This is a genomic window from Pelagibacterium lentulum (genome assembly GCF_003992625.1).
Taxonomy (GTDB): Bacteria; Pseudomonadota; Alphaproteobacteria; order Rhizobiales; family Devosiaceae; genus Pelagibacterium; species Pelagibacterium lentulum.
The window spans coordinates 1-18,611 of sequence record NZ_RZMW01000019.1 but is presented as its reverse complement, the minus strand read 5'-3'; the positions used below and the strand labels follow the sequence as shown (position 1 = coordinate 18,611).

Annotated in this window: 14 protein-coding genes and 1 tRNA gene; 14 read left to right on the top strand and 1 reads right to left on the bottom strand. The window is 56.4% G+C overall.

Features of this window, described 5'->3' with window-relative positions:
• Position 1 precedes the first annotated feature (1 nt).
• Together tuf (EO133_RS05635) and EO133_RS05630 are read left to right on the top strand one after the other, a co-directional pair.
• A complete protein-coding gene (gene tuf / locus EO133_RS05635) occupies positions 2-1,192 on the top strand; it encodes an elongation factor Tu (RefSeq protein WP_127071691.1) in 1,191 nt (396 codons plus the stop codon).
• 112 nt (positions 1,193-1,304) lie between these two features.
• Positions 1,305-1,380, top strand: a tRNA-Trp gene (locus tag EO133_RS05630).
• A gap of 37 nt (positions 1,381-1,417) precedes the next feature.
• Here the strand turns inward: EO133_RS05630 and EO133_RS05625 are convergent.
• Entirely contained in the window at positions 1,418-1,735 is a 318-nt protein-coding gene (locus tag EO133_RS05625; protein WP_164734904.1) for an I78 family peptidase inhibitor, read from the bottom strand.
• A 209-nt stretch (positions 1,736-1,944) separates the two neighbouring features.
• Between EO133_RS05625 and secE the strand changes: the two genes are divergently transcribed.
• The 12 genes from secE to tuf (EO133_RS05565) form a co-directional block, all read left to right on the top strand.
• Positions 1,945-2,139, top strand: a complete 195-nt coding sequence (gene secE / locus EO133_RS05620; RefSeq protein WP_127071689.1) for a preprotein translocase subunit SecE — start codon at positions 1,945-1,947, stop codon at positions 2,137-2,139.
• A gap of 31 nt (positions 2,140-2,170) precedes the next feature.
• Positions 2,171-2,701: a transcription termination/antitermination protein NusG gene (nusG, locus tag EO133_RS05615; protein WP_127071688.1), complete on the top strand. Its 531-nt coding sequence runs from the start codon at positions 2,171-2,173 to the stop codon at positions 2,699-2,701.
• Between the two features lie 126 nt (positions 2,702-2,827).
• A complete protein-coding gene (gene rplK, locus EO133_RS05610) occupies positions 2,828-3,256 on the top strand; it encodes a 50S ribosomal protein L11 (RefSeq protein WP_127071687.1) in 429 nt (142 codons plus the stop codon).
• A 6-nt stretch (positions 3,257-3,262) separates the two neighbouring features.
• The gene (gene rplA, locus EO133_RS05605; RefSeq protein WP_127071686.1) at positions 3,263-3,958 is read left to right on the top strand and encodes a 50S ribosomal protein L1; all 696 of its coding nucleotides are present in this window, start codon (positions 3,263-3,265) and stop codon (positions 3,956-3,958) included.
• Positions 3,959-4,297: 339 nt separating this feature from the next.
• Positions 4,298-4,816, top strand: coding sequence for a 50S ribosomal protein L10 (rplJ, locus tag EO133_RS05600; protein WP_127071685.1), 519 nt, complete (start codon positions 4,298-4,300; stop codon positions 4,814-4,816).
• Positions 4,817-4,875: 59 nt separating this feature from the next.
• Positions 4,876-5,253 (top strand): 50S ribosomal protein L7/L12, encoded by a 378-nt coding sequence (gene rplL / locus EO133_RS05595; RefSeq protein WP_127071684.1) that lies wholly within the window; start codon positions 4,876-4,878, stop codon positions 5,251-5,253.
• A 333-nt stretch (positions 5,254-5,586) separates the two neighbouring features.
• Positions 5,587-9,732, top strand: coding sequence for a DNA-directed RNA polymerase subunit beta (gene rpoB / locus EO133_RS05590; RefSeq protein WP_127071683.1), 4,146 nt, complete (start codon positions 5,587-5,589; stop codon positions 9,730-9,732).
• Between the two features lie 93 nt (positions 9,733-9,825).
• Positions 9,826-14,022 carry a DNA-directed RNA polymerase subunit beta' gene (gene rpoC / locus EO133_RS05585; protein ID WP_127071682.1) on the top strand — a complete coding sequence of 1,399 codons (4,197 nt, stop codon included), beginning with the start codon at positions 9,826-9,828 and terminating at the stop codon, positions 14,020-14,022.
• Between the two features lie 414 nt (positions 14,023-14,436).
• Complete coding sequence (rpsL, locus tag EO133_RS05580) at positions 14,437-14,808, top strand: 30S ribosomal protein S12 (RefSeq protein WP_041528652.1); 372 nt, start codon at positions 14,437-14,439, stop codon at positions 14,806-14,808.
• Positions 14,809-14,822: 14 nt separating this feature from the next.
• Positions 14,823-15,293: a 30S ribosomal protein S7 gene (gene rpsG / locus EO133_RS05575; RefSeq protein ID WP_127071681.1), complete on the top strand. Its 471-nt coding sequence runs from the start codon at positions 14,823-14,825 to the stop codon at positions 15,291-15,293.
• 12 nt (positions 15,294-15,305) lie between these two features.
• Positions 15,306-17,396, top strand: coding sequence for an elongation factor G (gene fusA, locus EO133_RS05570; protein WP_127071680.1), 2,091 nt, complete (start codon positions 15,306-15,308; stop codon positions 17,394-17,396).
• A 52-nt stretch (positions 17,397-17,448) separates the two neighbouring features.
• The coding region (gene tuf, locus EO133_RS05565) for an elongation factor Tu (RefSeq protein WP_127071679.1) at positions 17,449-18,611 on the top strand (1,163 nt) is incomplete at its 3' end.

The following is an 18,611-nucleotide window of genomic DNA, read 5'->3' as shown; positions in this document are numbered from 1 at the left end:
GATGGGCAAGGAAAAGTTTTCACGTAATAAGCCGCACTGCAACATTGGTACGATTGGTCACGTTGACCATGGCAAGACCTCTTTGACGGCTGCGATCACGAAGGTTCTGGCTGAGACTGGCGGGGCGACCTATTCTGCTTACGACCAGATTGACAAGGCGCCTGAGGAAAAGGCCCGCGGGATCACGATTTCGACGGCTCACGTTGAGTATGAGACCGAAGCGCGTCACTACGCACACGTCGATTGCCCAGGCCACGCTGACTATGTGAAGAACATGATCACGGGTGCTGCGCAGATGGACGGCGCGATCCTTGTTGTTTCGGCAGCCGATGGCCCGATGCCCCAGACCCGCGAGCACATTCTGCTTGCCCGTCAGGTTGGTGTTCCTGCGCTTGTGGTGTTTTTGAACAAGGTTGACCAGGTTGACGACGAAGAGCTTCTGGAGCTTGTTGAGCTTGAAGTTCGTGAGTTGCTCTCGAGCTACGAATTCCCCGGTGACGACATTCCGATCACCAAGGGTTCGGCTCTTATGGCTTTGGAAGACAAGCGTCCTGAAATCGGCCACGATGCGATTTTGGAGCTTATGAAGACTGTGGATGACTACATTCCGCAGCCTGAGCGTCCGAAGGATCAGCCGTTCCTGATGCCTGTTGAAGACGTGTTCTCGATCTCTGGCCGTGGTACTGTTGTGACCGGTCGTGTTGAGCGCGGTATCGTCAAGGTTGGCGAGGAAGTGGAAATCGTTGGCATCAAGCCGACCCAGAAGACCACTGTTACCGGCGTTGAAATGTTCCGCAAGCTGCTCGATTCGGGTGAAGCAGGCGACAATATCGGTGCGCTGGTTCGCGGTATCGATCGGAGCCAGGTTGAGCGCGGTCAGGTTCTGTGCAAGCCCGGTTCGGTCACTCCGCACACCAAGTTTGTTGCAGAAGCCTATATCCTGACCAAGGAAGAAGGCGGCCGTCATACTCCGTTCTTCACCAATTACCGTCCTCAGTTCTACTTCCGTACGACTGACGTGACCGGTGTTGTGACGCTCAATGACGGTGTTGAAATGGTCATGCCTGGCGACAATGTTGAAATGAACGTGGAACTGATCGTTCCGATCGCGATGGAAGAAAAGCTGCGCTTTGCCATCCGTGAAGGCGGCCGCACCGTCGGCGCTGGCGTCGTTTCCAAAATCGTCGAGTAAGTTCAAGCCATAGTGAATAAAGGGCGTCCTTCGGGGCGCCCTTTTTTTGTCAGAACGAGGGCAATGACCTCTTGCGCCCGAACCGCTTCTCGATTAGACCAGCGACCAATGCAGGGGTGTAGCTCAGTTGGTAGAGCATCGGTCTCCAAAACCGAGGGCCGGGGGTTCGAGTCCCTCCGCCCCTGCCAGTGGTTTCAGGATTTTTGAGGCTCGGTGGCTCGCAAGTTAGACGCAGCGGGCAGTAGCGAGATTGCCTTGCTCATCGGTTTCAATGGTCAGGCGTTCGGTGTTGAAGTCCATTGTCATGGCGTCATCGGGCCCAACGACCCGAACATTGCCGAGAGACTGGACGGGTTCGCCGCCGACCGTAACATTTTCGGCAGTGGTGCCGGCGACGGGTTCTCCAACCATCGATTGCAGCGCAGCGGCGCCGCAATCGGCAGGGGGAGCGGGTTGAGCCGGATCGGCACCGGTAGCGGTGCATCCGGTCAAGGCAATTGCGCCAAACAGAGTGATTGCGGGCAGAGTGCGGGATTTTCTCATACGGTGTCCTTTCGATGCTGCCAAAGAATAACGCGCAGATGGCGAATTGGTGGCAGCCATGTTGGCCGTGACAACAAGAATCTTGTCTCCGGGTCTTGCGTTGGCGGCTTTCTAGGTCTAGATAGGCCGTTCTTGGCCGTGCGAAGCGACTCGCGCGGCGATTGCTTATGGACTTAACCCCACGATTTTGAATCGAGTATTGAGCGATTATGGCCCGAACCAACCCGTTTACATTCATCCAGCAGGTGCGGACAGAGGTCTCCAAGGTTGTCTGGCCGACCCGCAATGAAACTCTAGTGTCGACGGTCATGGTTCTGATCATGGTTGTGCTGGCCAGCTTGTTCTTTCTGGGGGCCGACTGGATCATTTCATTCTTTGTCGGGTTAATGCTGTCCATTCGCTAAGCGAATCCGGACGATCAGGAGCTAAAGCGATATGGCCAAGCGTTGGTACATTGTTCAGGCGTACTCAAATTTCGAGCGCAAGGTCGCCGAGGACATCAGGCAAAAGGTTGCCTCGAACGGGCTCGATCATCTTTTTGATGATGTGCTGGTTCCGACCGAAAAGGTTACCGAAGTGCGCCGCGGCCGCAAGGTTGATGCTGAGCGCAAGTTTTTTCCCGGCTATGTGCTGGTGAAGATGGAATTGACGGACGAGACATTCCATTTGATCAAGAATACGCCGAAAGTGACCGGTTTTCTTGGCGCGGATAACAAGCCGCAGCCGATTTCCGAGCGCGAGGCAATGGGTATTCTGCAGCAGGTTCAGGAGGGTGTCGATCGCCCCAAGCCTTCTGTCAGCTTCGAGATTGGCGAGAATGTTCGCGTTTCCGATGGCCCGTTCGCGAGCTTTTCGGGTGTCGTCGAGGAAGTCGACGAAGAGCGTGCGCGTCTCAAGGTCGAAGTTTCCATTTTTGGCCGGCCCACGCCGGTCGAGCTCGAATACGGTCAGGTCGAAAAGGTCTGATCGCGCGCTCTCGAATGAGGGCAGAACAGTGTGGGAGAGGGCGGTGGTTGCCATCCGCCGGTAAATCCTTCGGACCACACCGTCACCAACTGGCCGGTCTATGCCGGTCTCTTGAAAGGAACGAAAATGGCAAAGAAGATTATTGGTTACATCAAGTTGCAGGTGCCCGCCGGCTCCGCGACGCCTTCTCCCCCGATTGGCCCGGCGCTGGGTCAGCGCGGCCTGAACATCATGGAATTCTGCAAGGCCTTTAACGCGGCTACGCAGGAAATGGAAAAGGGTGCTCCGATCCCGGTCGTTATCACCGCTTTTGCCGACAAGAGCTTCACCTTCGAAATGAAGCTGCCGCCGGTAACCTACTTTATCAAGAAGGCGATCAATCTCAAGTCCGGCTCAAAGAAGCCTGGCCATGACAGCGCAGGCAAGCTCACTGAAGCTCAGGTCCGCGATATCGCCGAAAAGAAGATGAAGGATCTCAATGCGGATACTGTTGAAGCCGCAATGAGCATGGTTGCTGGTTCTGCCCGTTCGATGGGCCTGCAGGTTGAAGGGTAACGGACAATGAGCAAGCTCGCAAAGCGTACAAAGCAGGTTCGTGAAGGCATCGATCGCAAGAAGCTCTATGGCGTCGATGAGGCCATCAAGATGGTCAAGGAACGTGCAACTGCCAAGTTCGACGAAACCGTTGAAGTTGCAATGAATCTTGGAGTCGATCCGCGTCACGCCGACCAGATGGTCCGCGGCGTTGTGAATCTGCCCAACGGTACGGGCAAGACCGTTCGCGTCGCCGTATTTGCCAAGGACGCCAAGGCCGACGAAGCCAAGGCGGCTGGTGCAGATATTGTTGGTGCTGACGATCTGGCCGAAGAAATCCAGAAGGGCAACATCAATTTCGACCGTTGCATTGCAACGCCGGACATGATGCCGCTGGTTGGCCGTCTTGGTAAGATTCTCGGCCCGCGCAACCTGATGCCGAACCCCAAGGTTGGCACGGTTACGCCTGATGTTGCCGGTGCAGTCAAGGCTGCCAAGGGCGGCGCAGTTGAGTTTCGCGTCGAAAAGGCTGGTATCATTCACGCCGGTGTTGGCAAGGCCTCGTTCTCTGAAGCGCAGCTTGTCGAAAACATCAAGGCGCTGACCGATGCGGTCAACAAGGCGAAGCCTTCGGGCGCGAAGGGCACTTACTTCAAGCGCGTAGCCGTTTCCTCGACCATGGGCGCTGGCGTTCATGTCGATCCGTCTTCGGTTCTGAATTAGGAACTGCCGACGCAATTAAGTTTTCGGGCGGCCCTGGTCGCCCGGAGAACCTGAGGGCTCTTTGAGCCCGATGGTGAAGACCTGTCCGAGACTGTGTGGTGATGGCGGCTTGCCATCCTAATTGCCGGGGGCTCCCGGCCGCCACCAATAGATGGGGTGATGACCGTTACGGAATGAAAAGAAGGCGATGATCGCTTTGTCCGTTTTGGTTTGAACCGGGCCGGTAGTTCCTTAGGGAGCATTCCGGTTTACAGGCATTGCACCGCCTTTCCCGATTGTGGGGAGGGCATATTGCAACGGTCCGATCCATGAGGGATCGGGCTTAACGTGGAGAGTAGCATGGATAGAGCGGAAAAAGTCGAGGTCGTCTCCTCGCTCCAGCAGGCATTTGCCGGCTCGGGCGCTGTAGTCGTCGCTCACTATGCCGGTCTGTCGGTCGCCGAATTTGAAAGTCTGCGCAAGCAGATGAAGGCGGCTGGTGGTCAGGTGAAGGTCGCAAAGAACCGCCTTGCCAAGCTCGCTCTTAAAGATTCCGACATTGCGGATATCTCGGGCATTTTGACTGGCCCGACGGTCCTGGCCTATTCGGAAGATCCCATCACGGCGCCGAAAGTCGCCAAGACGTTTGCCGACAAGAACTCCAAGTTCGTGATCCTCGGCGGCGCAATGGGCTCGACCGAACTCGATGCCGAAGGCGTCAAGGCTCTGGCCGATCTGCCTTCGCTGGACGAACTGCGTGCAAAGATTGCCGGTCTGCTTACACAGCCTGCCGCCAAGATCGCATCCGTCCTGCAGGCTCCGGGCGGCCAGGTCGCACGGGTTATCGCAGCATATTCGGACAAGGGCGAAGCCGCGTAAGCGTTTACGACCCAATCCACGGTTCAAACTGAAACCTAACCTTTTAAAAGGGTATTCAAATGGCTGATCTTGCTAAACTTGTAGACGACCTGTCTGCACTGACTGTTCTGGAAGCTTCCGAGCTTTCCAAGATGCTTGAAGAAAAGTGGGGCGTTTCTGCCGCCGCTCCTGTTGCTGTCGCTGCCGCCGGTGGCGCTGCTGCAGCAGCTGCACCTGCTGAAGAAAAGGACGAATTTGACGTCGTTCTGACCGATGCCGGCGCACAGAAGATCAACGTGATCAAGGAAGTTCGCGGCATCACCGGCCTCGGCCTGAAGGAAGCCAAGGACCTCGTTGAAGGCGCTCCTAAGGCTGTCAAGGAAGGTGTCAACAAGGCGGAAGCCGAAGACATCAAGGCAAAGCTCGAAGCAGCTGGTGCCAAGGTCGAACTCAAGTAGTTTTGACTGTATAAGCAGTCGGGGCGGTCATAGGACTGCCCCGATTCCCGCCTAAGTACACAGACGGCGGACGCCACCATCAGGTTGAGGGTAGGGCGTTGTTGTTGAGGGCAGGGCGTTGTTGCGGAAATAGATACACAGAATTGTTAGGGCACCTGTTCCGAGGACCGACGGCTGATTGTCGGTTTTTTGAACAGTTGCCTCCGAGACATTCCAGAGCATTTTCGGGTTTCTTCGGACCGCTCAATGCTCCCGATGTTGTTCACGCGTTGCCGAACCGCAAAAGTGCATTTCACTTTTGCTCGCAACGCTCAGACGAGAGGAAACGGGTATATGGCTACCACGTTCAATGGCCGCCGCAAGGTGCGCAAGTCTTTCGGTTCCATTCGCGAAGTCACGGAGATGCCGAACCTCATTGAGGTGCAGAAGGCTTCTTATGACCAGTTCCTGATGGTTGATGAACCAGAAGGCGGGCGCGGCGATGAAGGCCTTCAATCGGTTTTCCGGTCGGTTTTCCCGATCACGGACTTTTCAAACACCGCGTCGCTGGAATTCGTGCGCTACGAATTCGAACAGCCCAAGTATGATACCGAAGAATGTCGCCAGCGCGACATGACCTTCGCTGCTCCCCTCAAGGTGACACTGCGCCTCATCGTATTTGAAGTCGATGAAGATACCGGCGCCCGCTCGGTCAAGGACATCAAGGAGCAAGACGTCTATATGGGCGATATGCCCTTCATGACGTCCAACGGTACGTTCGTTGTCAACGGCACCGAGCGCGTTATCGTATCCCAGATGCACCGTTCGCCTGGCGTGTTCTTCGATCACGATAAGGGCAAGACCCATTCGTCCGGGAAGCTGCTGTTCGCAGCGCGCATTATTCCTTACCGTGGCTCATGGCTCGATATCGAATTCGACGCCAAAGACATTGTTTATGCTCGTATCGATCGCCGCCGCAAGATTCCGGTCACTTCGCTGCTCAAGGCGCTGGGTCTGGACGCTGAGGAAATCCTCGACACCTATTACAACACACTCACCTTCTCCAAGAGTGAGCAAGGCTGGCGCAAGCCTTTCGATCCCGAAAAGATCAAGGGTGCCAAGCCAATCCTCGACCTTATCGACGCCGATACTGGCAATGTCGTGCATGAAGGCGGCAAGAAGCTGACTGCGCGCGCTGCCAAGAAGATCGCGGAAGCCGGTACAACCCACCTGCTGGCCACCGACGAAGACCTCTACGGCATGTATCTGGCCACGGACATCGTTGACCTGTCCAACGGTGAGATCTTTGCCGAAGCCGGCGATGAAATCGACGAAAAGCTGCTTGCGACCCTCGTTGAAAAGGGCTTTGAAGAGCTTCCGATCCTCGATATCGATCACGTGACCGTTGGCGCCTATCTGCGCAACACGCTGGCCGTCGACAAGAACGAAAGCCGCGAAGATGCTCTGTTCGACATCTATCGCGTGATGCGTCCTGGTGAGCCGCCCACCTTGGAAACGGCGGAAGCCATGTTCCAGTCGTTGTTCTTCGACTCCGAGCGTTACGACCTGTCGGCTGTCGGTCGCGTCAAGATGAACATGCGTCTCGATCTGGATGCACCCGACACAATGCGCGTTCTGCGCAAGGAAGATATCGTGGAAGTTGTCCGCACGCTTGTGGACCTGCGCGATGGCCGCGGTGAAATCGACGACATCGACAATCTCGGTAACCGTCGCGTGCGTTCGGTTGGCGAGTTGATGGAAAACCACTACCGGCTTGGTCTGCTCCGCATGGAGCGCGCGATCAAGGAGCGTATGTCTTCTGTCGAAATCGACACGGTGATGCCGCAGGATCTCATCAACGCCAAGCCGGCTGCCGCCGCTGTGCGCGAGTTCTTCGGCTCCTCGCAGTTGTCCCAGTTCATGGACCAGACCAACCCGCTTTCGGAAATCACCCACAAGCGTCGCCTTTCAGCGCTTGGCCCAGGTGGTCTGACCCGTGAGCGCGCCGGCTTTGAAGTCCGTGACGTGCATCCGACGCACTACGGTCGTATCTGCCCGATTGAAACGCCGGAAGGCCCGAATATCGGTCTGATCAACTCGCTGGCAACCTTTGCCCGCGTCAACAAGTATGGCTTTATCGAAGCGCCATACCGCAAGGTCGTGGACGGCAAAGTCACCGATGAAGTGGTCTATCTTTCTGCAATGGAAGAAGCCAAGCACTACGTTGCACAGGCCAATGCCAATGTGAACGAGAAGGGCGAGTTCGTTAACGATCTCGTAGTCTCGCGTCACTCGGGCGAAGTCATGCTGACGCCGAAAGAATCCATCGACCTGATGGACGTTTCGCCAAAGCAGCTGGTTTCGGTGGCCGCATCGCTTATTCCGTTCCTTGAAAACGACGACGCCAACCGCGCTCTGATGGGCTCGAACATGCAGCGTCAGGCTGTTCCGCTTCTGCGGGCGGAAGCGCCGTTTGTCGGTACCGGCATGGAATCGGTTGTGGCCCGTGACTCCGGTGCAGCGATTGCTGCCCGTCGCACAGGTATTGTCGATCAGGTGGACGCAACCCGTGTTGTTATCCGCGCGACTGAGGAAAGCGATTCCTCCAAGTCCGGCGTCGACATCTACAACCTGATGAAGTTCCAGCGCTCGAACCAGTCGACCTGCATCAACCAGCGCCCGCTGGTCAATGTTGGTGACCATGTTCAGGCCGGGGACATCATCGCCGATGGTCCTTCGACCGATCTTGGTGACCTTGCCCTTGGCCGGAACGTGCTTGTCGCGTTCATGCCCTGGAATGGCTACAACTTTGAAGATTCGATCCTTCTGTCGGAAAAGATCGTTCAGGACGACGTCTTCACCTCGATCCATATCGAGGAATATGAAGTGATGGCCCGTGACACCAAGCTTGGCCCGGAAGAAATCACCCGCGATATTCCGAACGTTTCGGAAGAAGCGCTGAAGAATCTCGATGAAGCCGGTATCGTTCACATCGGTGCCGAGGTTCAGGCGGGCGACATTCTCGTCGGCAAGATCACACCGAAGGGCGAGAGCCCGATGACGCCGGAAGAAAAGCTTCTGCGTGCCATTTTCGGTGAGAAGGCGTCGGACGTTCGCGATACCTCGCTGCGTATTCCTCCCGGTGATGCGGGTATCGTCGTTGAAGTGCGCGTATTTAACCGCCACGGCATCGACAAGGACGAACGTGCGATGGCGATCGAGCGCGAGGAAATTGAACGCCTTGCCAAGGACCGTGACGACGAACAGTCGATCCTCGACCGTAACGTTTACGCGCGTCTCAAGGAAATGCTGTTCGGCAAGTCCGCAACTTCGGGGCCCAAGGGCTATGTTGCGGGTACCAAGCTCAACGACTCCATCTTCGATGCTCATGCGCGCTCCAAGTGGTGGCAGTTTGCCGTTGAAGACGACAAACTGATGACCGAGATCGAAGCTCTGCAGGCGCAGTATGACGAAAGCCGTCGTCTGCTCGAGCAGCGCTTTATCGATAAGGTCGACAAGCTCCAGCGCGGTGATGAACTGCCGCCAGGGGTGATGAAGATGGTCAAGGTCTTCGTTGCCACGAAGCGCAAGATGCAGTCGGGCGACAAGATGGCCGGCCGTCACGGCAACAAGGGCGTTATCTCGCGGATCATGCCGGTTGAAGACATGCCGTTCCTCGAAGACGGAACCAATGTCGATATCGTTCTCAATCCGCTGGGCGTGCCTTCGCGTATGAATGTCGGACAGATTCTCGAAACGCATCTGGGCTGGGCCGCGCGCGGCATGGGCCGGAAGATCGACGAGATGATGCAGGCTTATCGCCAGAGCAAAGACGTCGAGCCGCTCAAGAAGGAAATCTCCGCGCTCTATGAGGGCGATGATTTCGTTGGCGATCTGGACGACGACGGCATTGTGCGGTTGGGCCAGCAGATTTCCAAGGGCGTATCGATTGCCACACCGGTATTCGATGGCGCCAAGGAAGCCGACATTGTCGAAATGCTCGAAAATGCGGGTCTGGACGCTTCGGGTCAGTCCACTCTTTATGACGGACGTACCGGTGAAGCCTTCGATCGTCCGGTGACAGTTGGGTATATCTACATGCTCAAGCTGCACCATCTGGTCGATGACAAGATCCACGCACGTTCAATCGGCCCCTACAGCCTTGTTACCCAGCAGCCGCTGGGCGGTAAGGCTCAGTTCGGCGGGCAGCGCTTCGGTGAAATGGAGGTCTGGGCACTTGAGGCCTATGGTGCCGCCTATACCTTGCAGGAAATGCTTACCGTCAAGTCGGACGACGTTGCTGGCCGTACAAAGGTCTATGAAGCGATCGTTCGGGGCGATGACACGTTTGAAGCGGGTATCCCGGAAAGCTTTAACGTTCTGGTCAAGGAAATCCGTTCACTCGGCCTCAATGTCGAATTGACCGACCTGGAAGCCGACAACGACGAAGAGACATCCGGTGACCCGGAACTCGCGCCTCCTGCGGACGCGGCGGAATAATCCGCCGCGACCCCGACTGAACATTTGCCGATTGCCCGAGGCGGTGCGCTCACAAGCTGAAGCGGCACCGCCAAGGCACCAAGGAGAGACAAGATGAATCATCATCAGCATGTCATGGACCCGTTCAACTCGCAGGCGGCAGCGCCCACTTTCGATCAGATCAAGATCAACATTGCGAGCCCGGAAAAAATTCTGAGCTGGTCCTACGGCGAAATCAAGAAGCCGGAAACCATCAACTACCGCACGTTCAAGCCTGAGCGCGATGGCCTGTTTTGTGCCCGTATCTTTGGTCCGACCAAGGATTACGAGTGCTTGTGCGGTAAGTACAAGCGCATGAAGTTCAAGGGCGTCATCTGCGAAAAGTGCGGTGTGGAAGTTACGCTTTCCCGCGTTCGCCGCGAGCGTATGGGCCATATCGAACTGGCCGCACCGGTTGCGCATATCTGGTTCCTGAAGTCGCTGCCGTCCCGTATCGCGCAGCTTCTCGACATGACACTCAAGGATGTCGAGCGCATTCTTTATTTTGAAAACTATGTTGTGATTGAGCCGGGCCTGACCCCGTTCACCCAGCATCAGCTTGTTTCGGAAGAAGAATATCTCGACGCGCAGGACAATTTCGGTCCAGACGCCTTCACCGCGATGATCGGTGCTGAAGCCGTGCGCGAAATGCTGGCTGCCATCGATCTGGAAAAGCTCGCTGCTGACCTGCGTGTTGAAATTGCCGAGTCGACAACGGAACTTAAGCCCAAAAAACTCGCAAAACGCCTTAAGATCGTCGAGCAGTTCATCGTATCGGGTAATAAGCCCGAGTGGATGATCATGACGGTCATTCCGGTCATTCCGCCCGAACTGCGCCCGCTGGTGCCGCTCGATGGCGGCCGGTTCGCGACCTCGGATCTGAACGATCTTTACCGCCGCGTGATCAACCGCAACAATCGCCTCAAGCGCCTGATCGAGCTGCGTGCTCCCGACATCATCATCCGTAACGAAAAGCGTATGTTGCAGGAAGCTGTCGATGCGTTGTTCGACAACGGTCGTCGCGGCCGCACCATTACCGGTGCCAACAAGCGTCCGCTCAAGTCGCTGTCCGACATGCTCAAGGGCAAACAGGGCCGGTTCCGTCAGAACCTGCTCGGCAAGCGCGTCGACTATTCGGGCCGTTCGGTTATCACCGTGGGTCCGGAACTCAAGCTGCATCAGTGCGGTCTTCCCAAAAAGATGGCGCTCGAGTTGTTCAAGCCCTTCATCTATTCGCGTCTCGACGCGAAGGGGCTGTCCTCGACCGTCAAGCAGGCGAAAAAGCTCGTTGAAAAGGAAAGGCCCGAAGTTTGGGACATCCTTGACGAAGTGATCCGTGAGCACCCGGTTCTGTTGAACCGTGCGCCGACGCTTCACCGTCTGGGCATTCAGGCATTCGAGCCGATCCTGATCGAAGGCAAGGCCATCCAGCTTCATCCGCTGGTCTGTGCGGCGTTTAACGCTGACTTTGACGGTGACCAGATGGCGGTTCACGTACCGCTATCGCTTGAAGCCCAGCTTGAAGCGCGCGTCCTGATGATGTCGACCAACAACATTCTGCATCCGGCCAACGGTCAGCCGATCATTGTGCCTTCGCAGGATATTGTTCTGGGGCTTTATTACCTGTCGATCATGGCTGATGGTGAGCCGGGCGAGGGCATGGCATTCGGCTCGATGGCTGAAATTGAGCATGCGCTGGAAAGCAAGGTCATTTCGCTGCATTCCAAGATCAAGGGCCGCGTTCGCGCGACTTCCGAGGATGGCAGCCTGACGACCAAGATTGTCGAAACCACTCCAGGCCGTATGATTCTGGGCAAGCTATTGCCCGAAAACGTACCGTATGAAGTCGTGAACCAGCTCATGACCAAGAAGATGATCTCCAAGGTCATCGACACGGTTTATCGTGTCTGTGGTCAGAAAGAGACTGTGATCTTCTGTGACCGGATCATGGATGCCGGGTTCAAGCAGGCCTGCCGTGCCGGCATTTCGTTCGGCAAGGACGACATGGTGATCCCTGATACCAAGGCCAAGATTGTGGGCGATACCCGCAAGCTGGTTGAGGAATTCGAGCAGCAGTATAATGACGGCCTCATCACCCACGGCGAAAAGTACAATAAGGTTGTCGACGCCTGGGCCAAGTGCGGTGACAAGGTCGCCGACGAAATGATGAAGCGCATTTCTGCTGTTGAAAAGGACGCCGACGGTCGGCAGAAGCGGATCAACTCGGTCTATATGATGAGCCATTCGGGCGCCCGTGGTTCGGTTGCCCAGATGAAGCAGCTCGCTGGTATGCGTGGTCTGATGGCCAAGCCGTCAGGCGAAATCATCGAAACGCCGGTTATCTCGAACTTCAAGGAAGGCCTGACCGTTCTTGAATACTTCAACTCTACGCACGGTGCCCGCAAGGGTCTGGCCGATACAGCGCTCAAGACGGCAAACTCGGGCTACCTGACCCGCCGCCTTGTGGACGTTGCGCAGGACGCGATCATCACTGAAAATGATTGCGGCACCGAGAACGGTCTGACCATGGAAGCGATCATCGACTCCGGTCAGGTTGTCGCCTCACTCGGTCAGCGCATCCTCGGTCGTGTGGCTGCTGACGACATCTACGTTCCCGGCACTGACGATGTTCTCATCGCCAAGGGCACGTTGATGGACGAGGCCGATGTCGAGAAGATCGAAGAAGCCAAGATCCAGTCGGTTCGCATTCGCTCACCACTGACCTGTGAAGTGCGTCAGGGCACTTGCGCGACTTGCTATGGTCGTGACCTTGCACGCGGTACGCCGGTCAACATGGGTGAGGCTGTCGGTGTTATCGCCGCGCAGTCGATCGGTGAACCAGGTACCCAGCTTACCATGCGCACGTTCCATATCGGTGGTACGGCGCAGGTTGTCGATAACTCGTATCTCGAAGCGGGTGCCGAAGGTAAGATCACCTTCCGCAACAAGAACATTGCCAAGAACTCCGATGGCCATATTGTGGTCATGGGCCGTAACGTGGCGATCGTAATTGTCGATGCCGATGGCAAGGAACGCGCCGTTCACAAGGTTGCCTATGGCTCGCGCCTACGGGTCGACGATGGCGATCAGGTCAAGCGCGGCCAGCGTCTTGCCGAGTGGGATCCGTACACCCGTCCGGTTCTTTCGGAAGTCGAGGGTGAGGTTCTGTTCGAGGATCTTGTTGACGGCGCTTCGGTTGCTGAAACGACCGACGAAACAACAGGCTTTACCAAGCGTCTGGTCATCGACTGGCGTTCGAGCCAGCGTGGTGAGGGCCTGCGTCCGGCAATTGCCATTGGTGTCGGTGGGCAGGTGCTCAAGTCCGATCGAGGTACAGATGCGCGCTATCTGTTGAGCGTGGATGCGGTTATCGCAGTTGAGCCGGGCACTCGTGTTGCACCTGGTGACGTTTTGGCGCGTATTCCGCTCGAAAGCGCCAAGACCAAGGACATTACCGGTGGTCTGCCACGCGTTGCGGAACTGTTCGAAGCACGTCGTCCCAAGGATCATGCGATCATCGCGGAAATCGATGGCACGATCCGCTTCGGCCGCGACTACAAGAACAAGCGCCGTATCGTTATCGAGCCAAACGACGAGTCGCAGGAACCGGTTGAATATCTCATCCCGAAGGGTAAGCCATTCCATCTGCAGGAAGGCGATCCGATCGAGCGGGGCGAGTATATCCTTGACGGGAATCCGGCACCGCACGACATCCTTGCAATCAAGGGCGTTGAGGAACTGGCACGCTATCTCGTCAACGAGATTCAGGAAGTCTATCGCCTGCAGGGCGTGTTGATTAACGACAAGCACATTGAGGTGATCGTTCGCCAGATGCTGCAGAAGGTCGAAATCACCGATCCAGGCGAGAGCGGACTGCTCAAGGACGAGCAGATCGACAAGATCGATCTGGATGAGCTCAACGAGCAGCTTGTTGCCGATGGCAAGAAGCCTGCCGAGGCTGTCCCGGTTCTGCTGGGTATCACCAAGGCATCGCTCCAGACCCGTTCGTTCGTGTCTGCCGCATCGTTCCAGGAAACCACACGCGTTCTCACCGAAGCTGCGGTTTCCGGCAAGGCAGACGTGCTGGATGGTCTCAAGGAAAATGTGATCGTTGGCCGGCTGATCCCGGCAGGTACAGGTGCGCGCGTCACCAACGTGCGTCAGGTTGCGGGCAAACGCGACGATCTCATTCTCGACGAGCGGCGCCGTCAGGCAGAAACGGTTGCGATTCCCGCTCCGTCTTCGCCGCCAGCGGATGCGCCGGCAGAATAGGGCGATAAAAGAAAAACGCTTGGGGAAGGGGGCCTTTATGGCCCCCTTTTTCGTTACATGCGGGTTATGCGTTTGACGCAGGGCAGGACGGCGGATGGCAAATGCGCTTTTTTCCCGAAAAGCCTTGACGATTCTGAATCATCCGCGTAATACCCGCCCTACCTAAGCGGTCGGTCGTGATCTGGAACCGAATGCGGGGCGCCCAATGCACCGCATTCAAAGCAGATCAAACACACTGTCGGGTAGTTTTAGACGCAACAAGTCTTGGGCGCATGATTGCTTTCCTTTCGGGTGGTGATCCTCTGCATTCTTGGCGCCGCCGGTTCTTGTAAGAGGCCTGTGCGGGCGCTGCTTGCTTGTTATGTCGTAAGCAACGATTTGTTTTGGTACGGATGAAAAGAGGGTTCGAGCACTATGCCGACCATTAATCAGCTGATCCGCAAGCCCCGGCAGGCGAAGCCGAAGCGGAACAAAGTTCCGGCAATGGAGGCGAACCCGCAAAAGCGCGGCGTTTGCACACGTGTTTATACCACGACTCCGAAAAAGCCGAACTCTGCGCTTCGTCGTGTGGCCAAGGTGCGCCTCGTTAATCAGCGTGAAGTCATCACCTATATCCCTGGCGAAGGTCACAACCTTCAGGAGCACTCTGTAGTGCTCATCCGCGGCGGCCGTGTGCGCGACCTTCCTGGTGTGCGTTACCACGTGCTGCGCGGCGTTCTGGATACCCAGAGTGTGAAGGATCGTAAGCAGCGCCGGTCCAAATATGGCGCGAAGCGGCCGAAGTAAGGAGAAGCTGAACCATGTCCCGTCGGCATCGTGCAGAAAAGCGTGAGATCAACCCCGATCCTAAGTTCGGTGATCTCGTCGTTTCGAAATTCATGAATTCTCTCATGTTGGATGGCAAGAAGTCCGTCGCTGAGAGCATTGTTTATGGCGCCTTCGACGTTGTTGAAGAGCGTACCAAACAGGACCCCATCCAGGTGTTCCATTCGGCTCTGGACAATATTCGTCCGGCTGTTGAAGTGCGTTCGCGTCGTGTTGGTGGTGCTACCTACCAGGTGCCGGTCGAAGTTCGTACCGAGCGCCAGCAGGCTCTTGCCATTCGCTGGCTGATCGATGCTGCCCGCAAGCGTGGCGAGCAGACCATGGTTGGTCGCCTTTCGGGCGAGCTTATGGATGCGCTCAATGGGCGCGGCCAGGCTGTTAAGAAGCGCGAAGACACGCACCGCATGGCCGATGCCAACCGTGCGTTCTCGCACTACCGCTGGTAAGGGAGATCGAGAATGGCTCGCGAATATAAGATCGAAGATTACCGCAATTTCGGCATCATGGCGCATATCGATGCCGGCAAGACCACGACAACCGAACGCATCCTGTTCTACACCGGCAAGAGCCACAAGATCGGTGAAGTTCATGACGGCGCTGCCACCATGGACTGGATGGAGCAGGAGCAGGAACGCGGCATCACCATCACTTCGGCTGCCACGACCACGTTCTGGCAGGGTCGTGATGGCAAGAAGCGTCGCTTCAACATCATCGATACTCCGGGCCACGTTGACTTCACCATCGAGGTCGAGCGTTCGCTCCGGGTTCTTGACGGTGCTGTTGCGCTTCTCGATGCCAATGCCGGTGTTGAGCCGCAGACGGAAACCGTCTGGCGCCAGGCTGACAAGTACAACGTTCCGCGTCTGATCTTCGTCAACAAGATGGACAAGATCGGCGCTGACTTCTACCGCTCGGTGGAAATGGTTGGCGAGCGTCTCGGTGCAAAGGCCGTTGTTCTGCAACTGCCGATCGGCGCCGAAAGCGAATTCGCTGGCGTTGTCGATCTTATCGAAATGAAGGCGCTTGTCTGGAACGGTGAGCAGCTCGGCGCATCTTGGGATGTGGTCGATATTCCGGCCGACCTCAAGGATCGCGCAGAAGAATACCGTGAGAAGCTTATCGAAGCTGCCGTCGAAATGGACGAAGCTGCGATGGAAGCGTATCTGGAAGGCGAAATGCCCGACAACGATACGATCCGCAAGCTGCTCCGCAAGGGCATCTGTAACGTTGAGTTCTTCGGCGTTCTGTGTGGTTCTGCATTCAAGAACAAGGGTGTGCAGCCTCTTCTTGACGCAGTTGTCGATTTCCTGCCTTCGCCGATCGATATTCCGGCGATCAAGGGCATCGATGCAAAGACGGAAGAAGCCATCGAGCGTCATGCTGACGACAGCGAGCCGCTTTCGATGCTGGCATTCAAGATCGCCAACGACCCGCATATGGGTTCGTTGACGTTCTGTCGCATCTATTCGGGTCATCTGGAAGCCGGTGCGCAACTGGAAAACACCGTGAAAGGCAAGCGCGAACGCGTTGGCCGCATGTTCCAGATGCACTCCAACAGCCGTGAGCAGATTTCCGAAGCCTTCGCTGGTGACATCGTTGCCATTGTTGGTCTGAAGGACACGACCACTGGTGATACGCTCTGCGCACCCACCAGCCAGGTTATCCTTGAGCGGATGATTTTCCCTGATCCTGTTATTGATATCGCGGTTGAGCCCAAGTCCAAGGCCGACCAGGAAAAGATGGGGCTTGCCCTGCAGCGTCTTGCTGCTGAAGATCCTTCGTTCCGCGTCAGGTCCGATGAAGAATCCGGCCAGACCATTATTTCGGGCATGGGTGAACTTCACCTCGACATCCTTGTTGACCGCATGAAGCGTGAATTCAAGGTTGAAGCCAATATCGGCCAGCCGCAGGTTGCGTATCGCGAAACGATTACGAAGACGGCCGAAATCGACTACACCCACAAGAAGCAGTCGGGTGGTTCGGGTCAGTTCGCTCGCGTCAAGCTCATCATCGAGCCGAACGAGCCGGGCGCTGGCTACACCTTCGAAAGCAAGATCGTTGGTGGTTCGGTTCCGAAGGAATACATTCCGGGCGTTACCAAGGGTATCGAGTCCGTCATGGGTTCAGGTATTCTTGCCGGCTTCCCGATCGTGGACGTCAAGGCAACGCTTACCGATGGTGCGTATCATGACGTCGACTCGTCGGTTCTTGCCTTCGAAATCGCCGGTCGTGCCGGTTTCCGTGAAGGCCTGCAGAAGGCTGGCGCGAAGCTGCTCGAACCGATCATGAAGGTTGAAGTCGTTACCCCTGAAGAATATATGGGCGACGTCATCGGCGACCTTAATTCCCGCCGTGGTCAGATCCAGGGTACGGAATCGCGTGGTATCGCGCAGGTCGTGAATGCCTTTGTGCCTCTGGCAAACATGTTTGGTTACGTGAACTCGCTGCGCTCGATGAGCCAGGGCCGTGCACAGTACACCATGGTGTTCGATCATTACGAGCAAGTGCCGCAGGCGGTTGCTGACGAAGTTCAGGCCAAATACGCCTAATTGAAACAATAAGTTACAGCAGCCACGGGCTGTCTGAATACGGAGATATGTGATGGGCAAGGAAAAGTTTTCACGTAATAAGCCGCACTGCAACATTGGTACGATTGGTCACGTTGACCATGGCAAGACCTCTTTGACGGCTGCGATCACGAAGGTTCTGGCTGAGACTGGCGGGGCGACCTATTCTGCTTACGACCAGATTGACAAGGCGCCTGAGGAAAAGGCCCGCGGGATCACGATTTCGACGGCTCACGTTGAGTATGAGACCGAAGCGCGTCACTACGCACACGTCGATTGCCCAGGCCACGCTGACTATGTGAAGAACATGATCACGGGTGCTGCGCAGATGGACGGCGCGATCCTTGTTGTTTCGGCAGCCGATGGCCCGATGCCCCAGACCCGCGAGCACATTCTGCTTGCCCGTCAGGTTGGTGTTCCTGCGCTTGTGGTGTTTTTGAACAAGGTTGACCAGGTTGACGACGAAGAGCTTCTGGAGCTTGTTGAGCTTGAAGTTCGTGAGTTGCTCTCGAGCTACGAATTCCCCGGTGACGACATTCCGATCACCAAGGGTTCGGCTCTTATGGCTTTGGAAGACAAGCGTCCTGAAATCGGCCACGATGCGATTTTGGAGCTTATGAAGACTGTGGATGACTACATTCCGCAGCCTGAGCGTCCGAAGGATCAGCCGTTCCTGATGCCTGTTGAAGACGTGTTCTCGATCTCTGGCCGTGGTACTGTTGTGACCGGTCGTGTTGAGCGCGGTATCGTCAAGGTTGGCGAGGAAGTGGAAATCGTTGGCATCAAGCCGACCCAGAAGACCACTGTTACCGGCGTTGAAATGTTCCGCAAGCTGCTCGATTCGGGTGAAGCAGGCGACAATATCGGTGCGCTGGTTCGCGGTATCGATCGGAGCCAGGTTGAGCGCGGTCAGGTTCTGTGCAAGCCCGGTTCGGTCACTCCGCACACCAAGTTTGTTGCAGAAGCCTATATCCTGACCAAGGAAGAAGGCGGCCGTCATACTCCGTTCTTCACCAATTACCGTCCTCAGTTCTACTTCCGTACGACTGACGTGACCGGTGTTGTGACGCTCAATGACGGTGTTGAAATGGTCATGCCTGGCGACAATGTTGAAATGAACGTGGAACTGATCGTTCCGATCGCGATGGAAGAAAAGCTGCGCTTTGCCATCCGTGAAGGCGGCCGCACCGTCGGCGC

Coding starts and splice junctions, on each gene's coding strand:
- tuf (WP_127071691.1), top strand. CDS start 2: ATGGGCAAGGAAAAGTTTTCACGTAATAAGCCGCACTGCAACATTGGT.
- EO133_RS05625 (WP_164734904.1), bottom strand. CDS start 1,735: ATGAGAAAATCCCGCACTCTGCCCGCAATCACTCTGTTTGGCGCAATT.
- secE (WP_127071689.1), top strand. CDS start 1,945: ATGGCCCGAACCAACCCGTTTACATTCATCCAGCAGGTGCGGACAGAG.
- nusG (WP_127071688.1), top strand. CDS start 2,171: ATGGCCAAGCGTTGGTACATTGTTCAGGCGTACTCAAATTTCGAGCGC.
- rplK (WP_127071687.1), top strand. CDS start 2,828: ATGGCAAAGAAGATTATTGGTTACATCAAGTTGCAGGTGCCCGCCGGC.
- rplA (WP_127071686.1), top strand. CDS start 3,263: ATGAGCAAGCTCGCAAAGCGTACAAAGCAGGTTCGTGAAGGCATCGAT.
- rplJ (WP_127071685.1), top strand. CDS start 4,298: ATGGATAGAGCGGAAAAAGTCGAGGTCGTCTCCTCGCTCCAGCAGGCA.
- rplL (WP_127071684.1), top strand. CDS start 4,876: ATGGCTGATCTTGCTAAACTTGTAGACGACCTGTCTGCACTGACTGTT.
- rpoB (WP_127071683.1), top strand. CDS start 5,587: ATGGCTACCACGTTCAATGGCCGCCGCAAGGTGCGCAAGTCTTTCGGT.
- rpoC (WP_127071682.1), top strand. CDS start 9,826: ATGAATCATCATCAGCATGTCATGGACCCGTTCAACTCGCAGGCGGCA.
- rpsL (WP_041528652.1), top strand. CDS start 14,437: ATGCCGACCATTAATCAGCTGATCCGCAAGCCCCGGCAGGCGAAGCCG.
- rpsG (WP_127071681.1), top strand. CDS start 14,823: ATGTCCCGTCGGCATCGTGCAGAAAAGCGTGAGATCAACCCCGATCCT.
- fusA (WP_127071680.1), top strand. CDS start 15,306: ATGGCTCGCGAATATAAGATCGAAGATTACCGCAATTTCGGCATCATG.